The following is a 15,142-nucleotide window of genomic DNA, read 5'->3' as shown; positions in this document are numbered from 1 at the left end:
CTTCCCATCCCCCACAGGCCTGTTAGCATCGCCGGGCCAAGCAACAAGGATGTCGCGTGTCGCAGCCTGCGCCAATGATAACAAGGGACGGACGCTTCGCCTACGAATCCACTGGCGATCGGGGTGGGACACCCCTGATTTTCCTGCATGGCATTGGCGGCGCGGCGCGGGCCTGGCGGCAGCAGCTAGCCACGTTCGGCAATCGTTTTCGCGCGATCGCGTGGGATATGCCGGGCTATGGCGGCTCGGCGTCGCTCGCCAGCGTCAGCATCGCTGCCCTGGCCGATGCCCTCCAGCAATTCATCGAGCAGATCCACGCGGCAAGCCCTATTCTGGTCGGCCATTCGATCGGCGGCATGATCGTCCAGAAATGGCTGGTACAATCGCCGAAACTCGCGCGCGCTGTTGTCCTAGCGCAGACCAGCCCAGCCTTTGGCAAAGCAGACGGCGACTGGCAGAAATCGTTCATCGCAGCGCGGCTGGGTCCGCTCGATCACGGCGAGACCATGAAGTCGCTGGCTCCTTCGCTGGTGAAGGAGCTGGTCGGCGATGATCCAGATCCCAACGGGATGGAGCTTGCGCGCGATTGCATGGGGAGTGTGCCCGAAGCTAGCTATCGCGCCATGATGCTGGCGCTGATCGGATTCGACCAACGCAGCACGCTCAAAAACATTTCCGTTCCGACGCTATTGCTGTCCGGTTCGAAAGACAACAACGCGCCCGCGCCGATGATGGCGAAGACGGCAACCTACATTCCCGCGGCCGAATATATCGAACTTCTCGGCGTCGGCCATCTCGCCAATCTTGAGCGGCCTGATGCCTTCGACAAGGCTCTCGGCAGTTTCGTCGATTCCGTCGCTGCAAGACACAGGTGACTGCGCAATGACCATGCAAGTCAGCAAGACTATCGGCACGAGCGACAAGGTCGCGCTGGACGCGCCGATCTTCGATCCCGTTGCGTTCCGCTTGAGCGACGAACAGGCTGCGATTATCGCGCGGGCGCGCGAGATCGGCCAAAGCGTGTTCGCCGGTCGCGCCGCCACCTACGATCGCGAGGCAGTCTTCCCGACCGAGAATTATCGCGACCTGCATCGCGTCGGCCTGCTCGGCATCGCCGTCCCCAAGAGGCACGGCGGGCTAGGCGCGAACTACCAGACCTACGCCCTGGCCGCCGCGGAGATCGGCCGCTATTGCGGTGCGACTGCACTGACCTGGAACATGCATGTCTGCTCGACGCTGTGGTCCGGGCCACTGGCTGATGATCTCGACATGGACGCGGAGACCCGCGCGGAGCACGAAAAGCGGCGGGCCGTCCACTACAAGCGCATCGTCGAGGACGGCGCAATTTACTCGCAGCCCTTCTCCGAGGGCGGCGCGGCTGCCGCCGGCGGCGTTGCTTTCGGCACGGAAGCAAAGCCCGTGGAAGGCGGCTGGATCGTCAACGGCAAGAAGATCTTTGCATCGCTGTCCGGGCACGCCGACTACTACGGCGTGCTCTGCACCGAGATCGAGGAAGGCGAGAAGGCCTCGCGCCGCAATACGCTCTACCTCGCGATATCTGCGAGGTCGCAGGGCATTTCTGTCGTCGGCGACTGGGACCCGCTCGGCATGCGCGGCACGGTCTCACGGACGCTGCTGTTCAAGGACGTATTCGTGCCGGACGATTCCGCTCTGATGCCGCGCGGTGTCTACTTTCAGGCAGCGATGCGTTGGCCCCACATGTTCCTGACGCTGTCGCCGACCTATATGGGCCTCGCGCAAGCTGCGTACGATTTCACCGTCCGCTATTTGCGTGGCGAGGTTCCGGGCATGCCGCCGGTCAAGCGCCGGATGTATCCAACCAAGCAGATCGCGGTCGCGCAAATGCAGATCAAGCTTGAGCAGATCAAGGCGATCTGGTTTCAGGCCGTCACGGAGGCGCGCGCCAGTCCGAGCAAGGAACAGGTGCTGCGCGCCTATGCCGCGCAATATTCGGTGATGGAAGGCGCCAATGAACTCGCCGCGCTCGCGATCCGCACCTGCGGGGGACAGGCGATGCTCCGCTCACTGCCGTTGGAGCGCATCTATCGCGACAGCCGCTGCGGTTCGCTGATGCTGCCCTGGACGGCCGAACTCTGCCTCGACCGGATCGGCCGCGAGGCGCTGTACGAGGCCGGCGAAACGGACGACTGACGGTGGATCTCTGCAGTCTGATCGATCGCAACGCGGCGTTTTCGCCAGACAGGACCGCCATCGCTTTCGAGGGAGAGCGGCTGAGCTACGCAGCGTTCGGCGAACGCATCGAACGGACCGCAACAGCTTTGAAGCAGGAATTCGGTGTCGGCCGAGGCGACCGCGTTGCGATCCTGAGCCTAAATCGGCCGGACTATCTGGTCCTGCTCTACGCGTGCGCGCGGCTCGGCGCGATGCTGGTGCCGCTGAACTGGCGGTTGGCCGTCGCCGAGCAGCTTTTCATCCTCACCGATGCCGGCGCCAAAGTGCTGGTGCTCGAGCAGGCATTTGAGGAAGTCGTTCCCGAACTCGCGCCGGGGACCACTGTCGTCGGCCTCGATTTTGCGCCACCGCACGGCATGACCTTCGAAAGCCTGCTGGCGCGTAAGGGAAGCAGTGGACGCAATCCGCACACCGATCTCTCCTGCCCGCTGCTCATCGTCTACACGTCAGGGACGACCGGGCGGCCGAAGGGCGCTGTGCTGCGCCAAGAGGCGCTGTTCTGGAACGGCGTCATGAGCCAGCACATGCACAACATGACGTCCGACGATCATGTGCTGACGGTGTTGCCGTTCTTTCACGTCGGCGGGCTCAACATCCAGACGACCGCGGCGCTCCAGCTTGGTGCGACCGTCTCAATACACGCTCGTTTCGCCCCCGATACGGCGCTTGCGGCCATCGAACGGGACCGGCCCACCTTGACCGTCATGGTGCCGGCGATCATCCAGGCCGTCAGCGAGCACCCCGCCTGGGCCACGACCGATCTCTCATCGCTGAAGGCCGTCGCCACCGGTTCGACTATTGTGCCGCCACACCTGATTGATCGCTTTGTGGCGCGAGGTGTGCCGGTGCTCCAGGTTTACGGCTCGACGGAAACCTGCCCCGTCGCAGTTTACACCCGGCTTGGTGGCGATCTTTCGCGTGTGGGATCGACCGGGCTTGCCGGCCTGTGCTGCGAAGCAAAGGTGATCGATCAGGCCGGCAACGAGGTGCCGGCGGGCGCGCCGGGCGAGATCGCCGTGCGCGGGCCCAACGTGTTCTTCGAATATTGGGGCAATGCGGACGCCACGCGCGACGCGCTGCACGACGGCTGGTATCGCACCGGCGATATCGGCCTGTGCGACTCCGATGGCTACTTCTGGGTTCGCGACCGCAAGAAGAACATGATCATTTCCGGTGGCGAGAACGTCTATCCGGCCGAGGTCGAACGGGTGCTGCTCGAGCATCCCGATGTTTGGGAATGCGCCGTGATCGGTCGGCCAGACCCGCGCTGGGACGAAGTCCCCGTCGCTTATGTCATCAGGCGATCCGGCTGCCGGGTCGAGGCCGACGAGCTAAGAGCACACGTTCAGACCCAACTCGCCCGCTACAAGGTTCCACGCGACATCGTCTTCGTCATGGACCTACCGCGCACGGCGCTGGGCAAGGTCCAGCATTTCCTGCTGAAGCAGCTTGATGCGCAGTCACGCACGCAAGGAGAAGCAACTTGAAGATTGCGGTTCTGGGTGGGGGAAACGGCTCTTTCGCGGCCGCCGGCGACTTTGCACTGTCGGGGCATGAAGTCCGCCTCTGGCGCCGTGACGCAGGCCAGGTCGAAGCACACCGTGCTGCCGGCTCCCGCATCGTGGTCAAGGACCATACCGGCCGCCACGACGCGAAGCTGGCGCTGGTGACCACCGACATCGCCGAATCCGTTAGCGGCACTGAGTTGATCGTGTGCCCTGCCCCCGCCTTCGCGCAGCAGGATATCGCCCGGCTTCTCGCCCCGCATTTGCGGGATGGTCAGGTCGTGTTTCTGCCGCCCGCGACGTTTGGCTCGATGATCTTCGCGGAGGCCGCGCGAGACGCTGGCAATCGCGCCAAAGCCAGCTTCGGTGAAACGGGCACGCTGCCGTGGCTCACCCGCAAGCACGGGCCATTCGAGGTCGCGATCACGATCCGCGCCAAGCGGCTGCCGGTCGGCGTGTTCCCGCTCGACCAGGCGCCGCATGCGCTCGAAGTGATCGGACGCGCTTTCCCCGATGTGATCGAGCCGTGCGGAGATGCGCTATCCGGCGCGCTGATGAATGCAGGTCCCGTCATCCATCCGCCGCTGATTGTGATGAACGCGGGTCCGATCGAGCATTTCGAGAGATGGGACATTCACAAGGAGGGAACGCAAGCTGCGATCCGTCGGGTCACCGACGCACTCGACGCCGAGCGGATCGTCGTGCGCGAGGCGCTTGGTTACGGGGCACCGCATTTTCCGCTCGCCCATCACTATGCGAAGGAAGGCGAGATCTGGATGTATGGTCGTGGCTCGCATGACCGGCTGACGGATTCCGGCGACTGGCGCGAGCGGATCGTGCTGGGGCAGCATCGCTACATGCGCGAGGATCTGCGGCTTGGGCTGTCCCTGCTGGTGTCAGTCGCCGGGCTAGCTGGCGTGGCCACGCCGCTCGCCAAAGCTTTCCTGGCCATTGGCGGCGCGATCTGCGGCGAGGATTTTGCGCGCGACGGCCGAACGCTGGAGACGCTGGGGCTTGGCAAGCTTCACAAGGCCGAATTGCAGACACTGCTTCGCGAGGGATTTTGACCGATGAGCAGCCGCGCCAACATTGTCTGTCTCGGGGCCGGTCGTATGGGCCGCGGTATCGCCGTCGCGTTCGCCTATGCGGGCCACACGGTTACGATGATCGACATTAAGGCTCGTTCAGCGGACGATTTCGCCAGGCTGAAGGCCGACTCGCTCGACGAGGTCAGAAAGACCTTTGCCAGCCTGTCGAAGCTGGGGCTGCTGACCGAGGCGGACGTTGATCCGCTCATCGCGCGGGTTTCAGTGGTGCCGGCCAGCCAAAGCAACACCGCCCTGGCCGGAGCCGGAATGGTGTTCGAGGGCGTTCCTGAGATCGTCGAGCTCAAGCGCGAGGTGCTGGAGGCGATTTCAAAGCAGGTCGGCCCAGATACGATCATTGCATCGACCACATCGACCATTCTCGTCGACGACCTGTCCGGCGCGATCGTGAACCCTCGCCGCTTCCTCAATGTGCACTGGCTCAATCCCGCTTACCTCATTCCACTGGTCGAAGTGTCGCCCGGGAAAGCCACCGATCCTGCCATCATCGACAAGGTCAAGGCGCTGCTCGAAGGCATCGGCAAGGTGCCAGTCGTTTGCGCGGCAACACCCGGCTTCATCGTTCCCCGCATCCAGGCGCTGGCGATGAACGAGGCCGCACGGATGGTCGAGGAAGGTGTCGCCAGCGCGGAGGAGATCGACAAGGCGATCCGCTACGGTTTCGGTTTCCGCTATGCCGTGCTCGGGTTGCTTGAGTTCATCGACTGGGGCGGCGGCGATATCTTGTATTACGCCAGCCGCTACCTTGAAGGCGCACTCGGTAATGACCGCTATCGCGCGCCGGACGTCATTTCACGCAACATGCACGAAGGCCGGATCGGCCTGCGCACAGGCGCAGGCTTCCTCGATTATTCAGGCATGGACGTTGACGCCTATCGCGCGAAGCGTCTCCAGGCCATGGTCGACCTGCTCCGACACTTCGACCTCGCCCGGCCTCCTGTGCTCGATCGCAACTAGCCGAAGACGTCCTGAAGCACGCCATCCCGCACCGCCGCGACGCCGTCGAGTTCGATGGTCGTTCCCATCATCGGCAAATCGAAATGGCCCGCCGTATAGCGGCCGGCAAACTCATTGGCACCGGTCGAGAATAGAAAATTGCCTGAGACGGCGCGGATCTCAGTGCCGTTGGTGTCGCGCTGGTCATACATAGACAGCGCCTCGTAGCGCGCACCCGGGTTCATGCCGAAACCGACATGCGACACGGCATAAGCCTCTCGATCGCCCCAGGCGGCGAGATAAGCGCGCATCATCGCGGCATCCGGGCCCTCGCCTTCCAGCTCGACCACGTAATCGTCTTTCAACGTCATCTTGACCGGCGACGTCAGGTAGCGCTTGAATGTGAGATTGATGTCGCCCGGGGCCATCACCAGCGTTCCATTGATCGTCCTGCTCTTGGGAAAGCTGACAACGATGCCGCCCGGCCAATGCGCCAGCGTGCCCGGCTTGTCGGTCCAGCCCCACACGCCGACCGTCGAAGCGCCGACCATGTCGACGTCAAGTGACGTGCCGGCCTTCGAGGTGACCCGCATCCGCCTGGTCCCGCGCAGCATCTTCGCCGCCGCCCGCACGCGCTTCTCCAGTGCCGGATCCGGCACCATCCGCTCCAGCGCCTCGGGATGCTCGTTGGAGATCACCAGAATGCGCGCGCCCGCCTTCAGTATCTCGGGCGTCTCCACCGCATGCATCAGGCCTTCGATTGTGCAGTCCACCACGAAGCCAGCCTGCTGAAGCGCAGTGATGACCGGCCCAAGCTTTTGGATTGCTTCGCTGGCGCCGGTCGAACGGACCGGAACGATATTCCGATTGCGTGGCGTCGGCATGACGACATGAAAGGGCTTCGCTCCCATTCGCAAAAGGGCGAGTTCCGCCAGATGCACATTGAGCGCGCGCGACTGCGTCTCCGAGAGGATCGCCGCGGTATCGCCGGCCTTGACCGCACATCGCTCAAAAATCTCGCAAAACGCGTCGATCCATTTTGCCTCGATGCGATCAGCCAGCATGGTTGACTCCCGGTCTTCTGGTTTCTTATTCGCCAATTCACGCTTCGGGGAAACCCCGCAAGAGGTACGATCGCACGGCACCCAACAGGCCGTTCAGGATCAAACCCAAAAGCGAGATTGTGATCAACGGCACGAACATATCGACGGCCTGGAAGGTGCGGGCCGCTGTCACGAGGACATGGCCCAATCCGTCCGTCGACGTGATCATCTCTGCCAGAAACACCACGATGCAGGAAATGACAAGGCCGATCCGGCACCCCGTCAGGATCGACGGCATCGCCGCCGGTAGCACCACCTTGAACAGAATTTCATAGCGCGGCGTTCCCGCAGCCATCGCCGACCAGATCAGCTTCTGCTCGACTGTCGACGCCCCGTAATAGGTGGACAGCAGAATCGGGAAAAGTGCATCTGCCGTCACCAGCGTGATCTTCGATCCGTGGCCAAAGCCGAGCAGCAACAGGAGTGCCGGATAGAGCGCCACCTTGGGCAATGGCGCCAACACCCGGACTATCGGTCGAACCAGAACGTTGATGGCCGGACTGGCAGCAGCCGCGAGCCCGATGCTCACGCCAAGCACAACGGCAATTGCGAAACCTGCAAACAGCCGGATCAGCGTCGCTGCGATTTCCTGCTGAAATGTCCACGTCACGAGCTGTTGGAGCAGCCGGCTGAAGACGACGCCCGGCGGCGGCAGCAAAACCGCAGGCGCGAACCCGAATGACACCAGGCCCTGCCACAGCGCGATCACCAGTATGATCGGCGCGAGCCCAAGGACGAAATTCATTGGGAGAAGGCGCGACGTCATGAGAAGCTCAACGGCATGTCGAACTGCGGTTCAGACCAGCGTACGAGCCTTGCGCGGACGCGCTCGAAGATTGCATCGAGGCAGATGCCCATCGCGCCAACGATGATGATCATCGCGTAGACCGTGCCGTATTGGCCCATGTCGAGTGCATTGAACAGAATGTTTCCCGCGCCCGACTGGCGCGCGATCATCTCGCTCGTGATCATGGTGATCAGTGCCAGCACCAGCCCCGTGCGGCAGCCGGTGAGGATCTCCGGGAGAGCTGCAGGTAGCACAATCCGGATGAGACCTTGCAGGCGTGACAGCCCCATCGCCGCCCCTGACCACAGCATCTTCTCCTCGACGGCCCTGGCACCCTCAAAGCTGTGATAGATCACCGGGAGGCTGACGCCGAGGAAGATCACTAGCGTCTTGGTGATGTCACCGACGCCAAGCCACAGCATGATGACCGGCATCAGTGCCGCCTTCGGCACCGGATAGATCACCATCAGCAACGGATTGAAGAAGGCCGCGACCGCCCGGCTACGGCCCATCAAGAGGCCCAGCGGAATCGAAACCAGCACCGCTATGCCAAATCCGATCACCATGCGACGGAGCGAGGCCAAAATGTTGATCAGGGATTCCTTGTCGCCGAGAATATCCGGGATTGCGCGGACCGCCTCGATCGCTGTCGGGAAACTATCGTTCTTCAGCGCGAGCGACGCGACCTGCCACACGGCCAGCAACCCGATGCAAGCCAGCACCGGCGCAGCACGTCTCGTCAAGCCAGCCCGCGAGATCATGAGGGCGACCCTGCTTCGTCGCTTTCATCGAACATACGCTCGATGTCGACGACGTATTTCTGGTAGCGCGGATCGAGCAACAGCTCATTGCGACGCCGCGGCCGGGGGAGGTCGATGTCGATGACCTCCCGAATGCGGCCGGGAGAGTTTGACATCATCACGACCTTGTCCGAGAGAAAGACGGCTTCATCGACCGAGTGGGTAACGAACAGTACCGTCTTGCGGTCACGCTCCCAGATGTTCAGAAGATCGTTCTGGAGGCGCGTCCGGGTGTGAGCATCGAGAGCGCCGAACGGCTCGTCCATCAGCAGGACCTCGGGATGATAGGCAAGCGTCCGGGCCAACGCAACGCGCTGCTTCATGCCGCCCGACAACTCCTTCGGGTAGAAATTCTCATAGCCCTTGAGGCCGACCATCTCGATCAGAGCTCGGCTCTGTGCTTTCGCCTCAGCGGCTGGCACGCCTTGCTGGCGCGGGCCATACATCACGTTGCCGAGCACGGTCTTCCAGGGAAATAGCGCGAACTCCTGGAACACCGGCCCACGATCCGGCCCGGGGCCCGTGATCGCGCGCCCCTTCATCTTCGCCGCACCGCTGGTCGGGCTGACGAAACCGCCGACGATGTAAAGCAACGTCGACTTACCGCAGCCGGACGGACCAAGGATGGAGACGAAGGCTCGCTCGTCAATCGTCAGCGAGATGTCCGATAGCGCCAAATGATCGTTGCGCGCCGAGGTCTGGAAGACCTGCGAGACGCGGTCGATCTCGATGATCGCAGAAGCCGGCTCTTGTGACGCCACCGGTCTCACCCATTCGCCAGATATCGAAGGTACTACCTTCATCCCGTCTCCCGCTTCACTCACGCGCGAACGTCACGCAACTGATCTGCTGAATGTTCTCCATCAGCGGCACGTGCTTAGCAAGAAACTTGCCAAACGAGTCGCCATTTTCGCACGTGCGGTGACTCAGTCGAACCACGGCCATTCCGCCGGCCCCTCATGCGTGACTGCTCCACCTGGGGCCTGACCGACCAGGCGCGCATATTTTGCCAGCGCGCCTGCACGGTGACGTGGTGGACGCTGCTTCCAATCGCGCCGGCGCGCAGCGAGTTCCTGCTCGTCGACCAGCAGGTCCATGCGGCGGCCAGCAGCATCAATCCGGATCTTGTCGCCATCGCGGACAAACGCCAGCGGACCGCCGACGAACGCTTCGGGCGATATATAGCCGATGCACATGCCGCGCGTGGCACCGGAGAACCGACCATCCGTGACGAGGGCCACTTTCTCGCCCATGCCCTGCCCGTAGATCAGCGCAGTGACGCCGAGCATCTCGCGCATGCCGGGACCGCCGACCGGCCCCTCATTGCGGATCACCAAAACCTCACCCGCCTTGTAGCTGCGGTCGCGAACAGCCGCGACGCAGGCCTCCTCATCCTCGAAGACGCGCGCCACACCTTCGAAGAACTGGCTCTTTAAACCCGCAACCTTGATGACCGCGCCGTCGGGACACAGATTGCCCTTCAGCACCGCAACACCGCCATCGGGCATGATCGGCGCGCGGGCCGCGTAAACGACCTCACCATCGGGCCGGTTGGCCGTGCCATATTCTTCGGCGAGCGTACGGCCTGTGATGGTTAGACAGCTGCCATCGATATGCCCGCCCTGGATCAACTCGCGGATCACGACGGCCGCACCACCGATGTCGTAGACATCCTTCGCGGTGTATTTGCCTCCCGGCCGCAGGTTTCCGATCAGCGGCGTCCTGGTAAAGACTTCGCCGACATCAGCGATCGTGAAGGCAATACCGGCCTCGTTCGCAATCGCCGGCAGATGCAGCGCAGCATTGGTCGAGCCACCCGTCGCCGCAACGATCGCTGCTCCATTCTCCAGCGATTTTCGCGTCACGATCTCGCGCGGCAGCGGCCCGCCTTGTTCGAGCATCTCCATGACCAGGCGTCCAGCACGGCGCGATATCTGCGCGCGCTCAGCATAAACGCCAGGCACCATCGACACGTTGGGAATGGTCAGGCCCATCGCCTCCGACACCATTCCCATGGTGTTGGCGGTGAACTGGCCGGCGCAGGCACCGATGGTCGGCAGGCAGGCGCGCTCGATCCGCTCAAGCGTCGGAGCGTCGATCTCGCCAGTCATGAAGCTGCCGACGGCCTCGTAGGAGTCGAGCACTGTCAGCGTCCGTCCATCCACGCGGCCAGGCAGCGAGCTGCCACCGTAGATGAAGATCGACGGCACGTTGCACCGAATCATGCCCATCATAACGCCCGGAAGCGTCTTGTCGCATCCGCCGTATCCAATCAGCGCATCGTAGGCGAGACCATGGACGACGGCCTCGATGGAGTCGGCGATCAGCTCACGCGAAAACAGGGAGAACTTCATCCCCTCGTGGTTCATGCTGATACCATCGGACACGGAGATGGTCGAGAATTCACGCGGCGTCCCGCCGGCCTCCTCGACCCCGGTCTTGGCGGCTGCTACCTGAAAATCGTGTGTCATGTTGCAGGGCGTCTGCTCACCCTTCATGCTGACAATGCCCACCATCGGTTTGGCAATGGCCGCGTCGTCCAGACCCATGGCGCGCATGAAGGCGCGGTGCGGAGCCCGGTCGAGCCCGTCAGTCGTTATCCGTGATCGCAACTTCTTCATGCCTGCATCATCTTCATGCAAATGTCCCGCACGCGGCGGGACATTGCGACCTCGTTGATCCAGCGAACGCCCCGATCGCTTATTGCAGCGGCGCGACGATGGTTGGATGCTTGAACTGCGCAACATCCAGTTTGGGCAGCATTCCCGTCTCCGCGTAGATGTCCAGCATCTTCTGAATCGCAGGAAAGTTCGGCGCCGCGCCGGGATCGCGACCGAAATCGTTGTCCTTGAGCAAGTAGGTATCAAGCACCGGAACGGGTGCCTTCAGCACCTCGGATACCACCTTCAAGGTCTCTTCGCGGTTCGCCAGCGCCTTCTTCATGCCCGACGTGATGTCGCGAACATAGGCCTTGACCAGCTCGGGGTTCTTGTCGACGAAATCTGCACGGCAGGCTTCCAGGATATGCACGATATTCGGCATGGCCTGCGACAGTGAGAACAGCTTTCTTGTACCGCCCTTGGCCTCCGCACGCGCCGCAAACGGCTGGTTCATGTTGACGGCATCGACCCGGCCCTGGCGCAGCGCATCTTCGGAGACGGCAAAGCCGACCTCGACCAGTTTGATGTCCTTGGCAGGATCGATGCCGTTCTGCTTGAGCAGCAGGTTGAACGGACCTTGCGTGCCGCCGCCGATCACGGAAATGCCGACCGTCTTGCCCTTGAGATCTGCAATCGTCTTGATCGGCGAGTCATTCATGACCGCCCAGTAGACGGAGAAGCCACCGGGCTTCTCGAAGACGTGCTGCGCGACGATGTAGGCCTTGAGATTGCCACCGACGACGCCGTTGGCAAGAGACAGCGGCGCCTGCGTCGCACAATCCAATGCGCCGGCCGCCAATGCCTGCGTCATTGGCGCGGTGCCTTGAAATTGGGTCCATTCGATATTGTAGGTCTTGCCGATATTGGGAAATTCGGCCGGCCTGCGCATCATCCAGTATTTGGATTCCTCTGCCGGGATGGTCCAGCCTACACGGATCGTCTGCTGCGCTCGTGAGGGGCTTGCGCCCGCAAACATTGTCGCCACCGCTCCTATTGCCAGCACCCAGCTCGAAACTGCTCGCATCGTGCCCACTCCGTTTGCTCCGGCGCCGACCGACGCCACCCAACCCGACCGGCCCAAATGTTTCATGGTTCAAACAATCAGGCAAGCCATGCATGCCGGCCCGGTTTCGCCGCGGCAGGCGTTATGTATGGTGCGGCAGCCGTCGCGCGCCGTTGCGCTGCGACAGAAGGAGGCAACCTATGGCTGATACGAGCAAGGCAAACCCGCAAGGCGTCGACAGGCTCGGCTATCTCGGCCTTGGACTGATGGGGACGCCCATGACCCGACGCCTGCTCAAGGCCGGGCACCAAGTCAGCATCTGGAACCGCTCGGAGGGCAAGGTAGCTCCGCTCATCGAGGCCGGCGCCAAGGGCGTTGGCACGCCTCGCGACCTATTGGCGGACTCGGACATCGTCTTCATGTGCGTGACGGATGCAGCTGCCGTCGAAGAGGTTATCTTCGGGCCAGAGGGCCTTGCAAAGGCCCCTGGCGCAGGCAAACTCGTGGTCGATTTCTCGTCGATCCATCCCGACGCCGCACGCAGGCTCGCAGCCCGATTGAAAACTGCCAACGGCGCCGGTTGGATCGATGCGCCGGTGTCCGGCGGCACCAAGGGGGCCGAAGAAGGCACGCTTGTCATCATGGCCGGCGGAGCAGCTGGCGATATCGAGAGGGTGCGGCCTTACGTGCTGACGATGGCGCACAGGTTCACTCACATGGGTCCGAACGGCGCCGGCCAGACCACGAAACTCTGCAACCAGGTGATCGTCGGATGCGCAATGGCTGTGCTCGCAGAAGCAACGCGCCTCGCCTCGAATGCCGGAATTGATGCGAGCCGACTGCCTGAAGCGCTCGCCGGCGGCTTTGCGGATTCGATCCCGCTTCAGCTCTTCGTGCCGCGCATGGTCAAGGGCATCCACTCGCCGCCGCTGGGCCACATCGCTACGATGCTGAAGGATCTCGACACGGTCGCCGATGTCGCCCAGGCAACGTCGACGCCGGTGCCGATGGCAACGCTCGCGGGACAAATCTTCAGGCTGGCCAAGGCTGCACGCGGCGCAGACGCGGACGCTTTGGAAATCTACAAGCTCTCGGCCACGGATCGCTGAACTGACCAGCGTCCTTGAATCGCCTTATGGCGGCTTCTTGCGCTCGTTTTCGGCCATAAACCGGCCATACGTCCCCCGCGCAAACAGCAACGGCTCCTGTGCGTTGTAGGCGTAGGCCTCGACCGCACCGAGAAAGATCACGTGATCGCCGCCATAATAGCGGTTGACGGATCGGCATTGAAAATTGGCCACGCTCTCGGCGAGCACCGGCGCGTTGCCGAGGCCCGGCATCCAGTCCACGCCGGCGAACTTGTCTTCGGACGACTTTGCGAATCTGTTTGCGAGCGCCTGCTGCGAGGTGCCCAGCACGTGGACGGTGAAATGGCTGGCGTTCTGAAACACAGACAGGCTCGAGGAATAAACTCCGAGGCTCCAGAGAACCAGAGGGGGATTCAGGGAGACCGATGCGAACGAGTTGCAGGTGATGCCATACGGTTTTCCATCGGCGGCGATGGCTGTGATGATCGTTACGCCCGTTGCGTAGGTGCCGAGCGCATTGCGGAAATCGCGCGGATCAATCGGCGAGCTGTCGCTGGCGAGTTCATTGGCTGGATCCGGAACGGCTGGCTGCTTTGGCAGATCATTCATCGGCCGGCCTCACAGGGTGAGATTCTCGGACGGCAGGCCAAGAGACACACGTCCATAATTGGTTCCGGCCGCATCGAAATTGAATGCGAGGTGCGAATTGATCGCATGCGCATCGCGGAACTGCCGCTGCAACACTCCCGTCGTGAACAGGCCGCGCGCGCCGCTCGCCGCGAACAGCATCGAAACGGCGTCCGTGCACAGATTGACCGAGAACGCCCCATCGCGCCGATACCTGGTCTTGGCCGTCATGTCGGGCCTATGGCTGCGTCGCGCATTCTCCATCGCCTCGACGCAGGCCGCGCGCATGATGAGGCGCGCAGCATCGATCTTGGCGGAAGCCTCAGCGATCTTGATCTGTGTGCTTTGAAAGTCGCTCAGCTTGGCGCGGTTGTACGTCGATATGCGGTGACGCGCGACCTCTGCATAGTCGTCCAGGCACGCCTGCGCATTGCCGAGCGCAACGCCGGAGAGAACATAGGGAAACAGCGAGAACACTGGCAGCGCGTACAGTGGATTGGGGTTCAACCTGCTTCCGGGCGTTTCGCCTCCCGCGAGATCACCCACGGCGACCGTCATATGCTCGGGCACAAAGGCGTCCCTGACTTCGACATCGGACGATCCGGTGCCACGCAGTCCGGCGACGTTCCAGGTGTCGAGAATCCTGTAGTCGGCCTTGGGCAACAGAAAGATACGATATTCGATGCCGTCAGCCTCATCGTCGGACGAGACGACGCTTGCGAGCATGTTCCACGCGCAGGAGCCGACGCCCGACGAGAAGGGCCAGCTTCCGTGCAGACGATATCCGCCCTCGACCTTCCTGGCGCGACCGGCAGGGAAGATGAACGATGATGCGATCAGCACGTCCGGGTCTTTGCCCCAGACCAGATCCTGCGCGGGCTGCTCGAACATGCCGAGCATCCAGTGGTGGCTCGCCAGATTGGCCAGATTCCAAGCGACCGACGCGTCAGCCCGGCCGAGCAGCTCGGCGCAATCGATCAGGGCGACGTAATCGAGCTCGGCGCCGCCGACGCGCTTAGGCTGAAGCATCCGGAACAGGCCGGCGTCGTGCAGGTCCCGCTCGGTCTCCGGGGGCAGGTGCCGCAGTTCCTCTGTGCGAGCCGCGCGTTCCCGTAGTTGCGGCACGAGCGACCGGGCCTGGGCAATCATCATCGCATAGGCTCGTTCGCCGGAGTCTGCCCCTGCCGACTGGCCCATACTCGGCTCCTGACCAGGCACCATTCGTGTCCTCGCTCTCATACATTTATGCGGCGGGAACCTTGCCAAATCAAGCCGCTGCAATACGAACGGAGGACGCTAACGATTGCCTGCGA

14 protein-coding genes are annotated in these 15,142 nt (G+C 62.7%); 6 read left to right on the top strand and 8 right to left on the bottom strand.

Annotated elements, in window-relative coordinates; all coding sequences use genetic code 11:
* Positions 1-56: 56 nt before the first annotated feature.
* Genes ABIA96_RS20390 through ABIA96_RS20370 form a run of 5 tightly spaced genes read left to right on the top strand, consistent with a single transcriptional unit; the run spans position 57 to position 5,782 of the window.
* Positions 57-875, top strand: coding sequence for an alpha/beta fold hydrolase (locus ABIA96_RS20390; RefSeq protein WP_354138832.1), 819 nt, complete (start codon positions 57-59; stop codon positions 873-875).
* A gap of 7 nt (positions 876-882) precedes the next feature.
* Entirely contained in the window at positions 883-2,172 is a 1,290-nt protein-coding gene (locus ABIA96_RS20385; RefSeq protein WP_354138831.1) for an acyl-CoA dehydrogenase family protein, read from the top strand.
* Between the two features lie 2 nt (positions 2,173-2,174).
* The gene (locus ABIA96_RS20380; RefSeq protein WP_354138830.1) at positions 2,175-3,701 is read left to right on the top strand and encodes a class I adenylate-forming enzyme family protein; all 1,527 of its coding nucleotides are present in this window, start codon (positions 2,175-2,177) and stop codon (positions 3,699-3,701) included.
* Complete coding sequence (locus ABIA96_RS20375; RefSeq protein WP_354138829.1) at positions 3,698-4,786, top strand: NAD/NADP-dependent octopine/nopaline dehydrogenase family protein; 1,089 nt, start codon at positions 3,698-3,700, stop codon at positions 4,784-4,786. The genes ABIA96_RS20380 and ABIA96_RS20375 overlap by 4 nt, the downstream gene beginning before the upstream one ends.
* Positions 4,787-4,789: 3 nt before the next feature.
* On the top strand, positions 4,790-5,782 hold the full coding sequence (locus ABIA96_RS20370) for a 3-hydroxybutyryl-CoA dehydrogenase (RefSeq protein ID WP_354138828.1): 993 nt from the start codon (positions 4,790-4,792) through the stop codon (positions 5,780-5,782).
* Here the strand turns inward: ABIA96_RS20370 and ABIA96_RS20365 are convergent.
* The 6 genes from ABIA96_RS20365 to ABIA96_RS20340 all read right to left on the bottom strand — a co-directional run bounded on the left by ABIA96_RS20365 (position 5,779) and on the right by ABIA96_RS20340 (position 12,135).
* Positions 5,779-6,825 (bottom strand): 2,5-dihydroxypyridine 5,6-dioxygenase NicX family protein, encoded by a 1,047-nt coding sequence (locus tag ABIA96_RS20365; RefSeq protein WP_354138827.1) that lies wholly within the window; start codon positions 6,823-6,825, stop codon positions 5,779-5,781. The two genes, ABIA96_RS20370 and ABIA96_RS20365, sit on opposite strands and share 4 nt — an antisense overlap.
* A gap of 37 nt (positions 6,826-6,862) precedes the next feature.
* Positions 6,863-7,630 (bottom strand): ABC transporter permease, encoded by a 768-nt coding sequence (locus ABIA96_RS20360; protein ID WP_354138826.1) that lies wholly within the window; start codon positions 7,628-7,630, stop codon positions 6,863-6,865.
* Complete coding sequence (locus ABIA96_RS20355) at positions 7,627-8,412, bottom strand: ABC transporter permease (protein WP_354138825.1); 786 nt, start codon at positions 8,410-8,412, stop codon at positions 7,627-7,629. Before ABIA96_RS20355 ends, ABIA96_RS20360 begins: the two co-directional genes overlap by 4 nt.
* On the bottom strand, positions 8,409-9,254 hold the full coding sequence (locus ABIA96_RS20350) for an ABC transporter ATP-binding protein (protein ID WP_354138824.1): 846 nt from the start codon (positions 9,252-9,254) through the stop codon (positions 8,409-8,411). The genes ABIA96_RS20355 and ABIA96_RS20350 overlap by 4 nt, the downstream gene beginning before the upstream one ends.
* 123 nt (positions 9,255-9,377) lie before the next feature.
* Entirely contained in the window at positions 9,378-11,072 is a 1,695-nt protein-coding gene (gene ilvD / locus ABIA96_RS20345; RefSeq protein WP_354138823.1) for a dihydroxy-acid dehydratase, read from the bottom strand.
* A 79-nt stretch (positions 11,073-11,151) separates the two neighbouring features.
* Positions 11,152-12,135, bottom strand: coding sequence for an ABC transporter substrate-binding protein (locus tag ABIA96_RS20340; RefSeq protein ID WP_354138822.1), 984 nt, complete (start codon positions 12,133-12,135; stop codon positions 11,152-11,154).
* 179 nt (positions 12,136-12,314) lie between these two features.
* On the opposite strand from ABIA96_RS20340, the gene ABIA96_RS20335 reads away from it, so the two are divergent.
* The gene (locus ABIA96_RS20335; RefSeq protein WP_354138821.1) at positions 12,315-13,223 is read left to right on the top strand and encodes an NAD(P)-dependent oxidoreductase; all 909 of its coding nucleotides are present in this window, start codon (positions 12,315-12,317) and stop codon (positions 13,221-13,223) included.
* Between the two features lie 24 nt (positions 13,224-13,247).
* On the opposite strand, the gene ABIA96_RS20330 is transcribed toward ABIA96_RS20335, so the two are convergent.
* Both ABIA96_RS20330 and ABIA96_RS20325 read right to left on the bottom strand, forming a co-directional pair.
* Positions 13,248-13,811, bottom strand: a complete 564-nt coding sequence (locus tag ABIA96_RS20330) for a flavin reductase family protein (RefSeq protein ID WP_354138820.1) — start codon at positions 13,809-13,811, stop codon at positions 13,248-13,250.
* A gap of 9 nt (positions 13,812-13,820) precedes the next feature.
* Positions 13,821-15,050 (bottom strand): acyl-CoA dehydrogenase family protein, encoded by a 1,230-nt coding sequence (locus ABIA96_RS20325; protein WP_354138819.1) that lies wholly within the window; start codon positions 15,048-15,050, stop codon positions 13,821-13,823.
* Between the last annotated feature and the right edge of the window lie 92 nt (positions 15,051-15,142).

Source organism: Bradyrhizobium sp. LB11.1 (assembly GCF_040549385.1).
GTDB lineage: Bacteria > Pseudomonadota > Alphaproteobacteria > Rhizobiales > Xanthobacteraceae > Bradyrhizobium.
Note: the sequence above shows the minus strand (reverse complement) of the source record. Positions and strands in the feature narration are given on the sequence as shown.

Bases quoted from the DNA above. Each gene is read 5' to 3' on its own strand.
- ABIA96_RS20385 (WP_354138831.1), top strand. From the start codon at position 883: ATGACCATGCAAGTCAGCAAGACTATCGGCACGAGCGACAAGGTCGCG.
- ABIA96_RS20370 (WP_354138828.1), top strand. From the start codon at position 4,790: ATGAGCAGCCGCGCCAACATTGTCTGTCTCGGGGCCGGTCGTATGGGC.
- ABIA96_RS20365 (WP_354138827.1), bottom strand. From the start codon at position 6,825: ATGCTGGCTGATCGCATCGAGGCAAAATGGATCGACGCGTTTTGCGAG.
- ABIA96_RS20360 (WP_354138826.1), bottom strand. From the start codon at position 7,630: ATGACGTCGCGCCTTCTCCCAATGAATTTCGTCCTTGGGCTCGCGCCG.
- ABIA96_RS20355 (WP_354138825.1), bottom strand. From the start codon at position 8,412: ATGATCTCGCGGGCTGGCTTGACGAGACGTGCTGCGCCGGTGCTGGCT.
- ABIA96_RS20350 (WP_354138824.1), bottom strand. From the start codon at position 9,254: ATGAAGGTAGTACCTTCGATATCTGGCGAATGGGTGAGACCGGTGGCG.
- ilvD (WP_354138823.1), bottom strand. From the start codon at position 11,072: ATGAAGAAGTTGCGATCACGGATAACGACTGACGGGCTCGACCGGGCT.
- ABIA96_RS20340 (WP_354138822.1), bottom strand. From the start codon at position 12,135: ATGCGAGCAGTTTCGAGCTGGGTGCTGGCAATAGGAGCGGTGGCGACA.
- ABIA96_RS20335 (WP_354138821.1), top strand. From the start codon at position 12,315: ATGGCTGATACGAGCAAGGCAAACCCGCAAGGCGTCGACAGGCTCGGC.
- ABIA96_RS20330 (WP_354138820.1), bottom strand. From the start codon at position 13,811: ATGAATGATCTGCCAAAGCAGCCAGCCGTTCCGGATCCAGCCAATGAA.
- ABIA96_RS20325 (WP_354138819.1), bottom strand. From the start codon at position 15,050: ATGGTGCCTGGTCAGGAGCCGAGTATGGGCCAGTCGGCAGGGGCAGAC.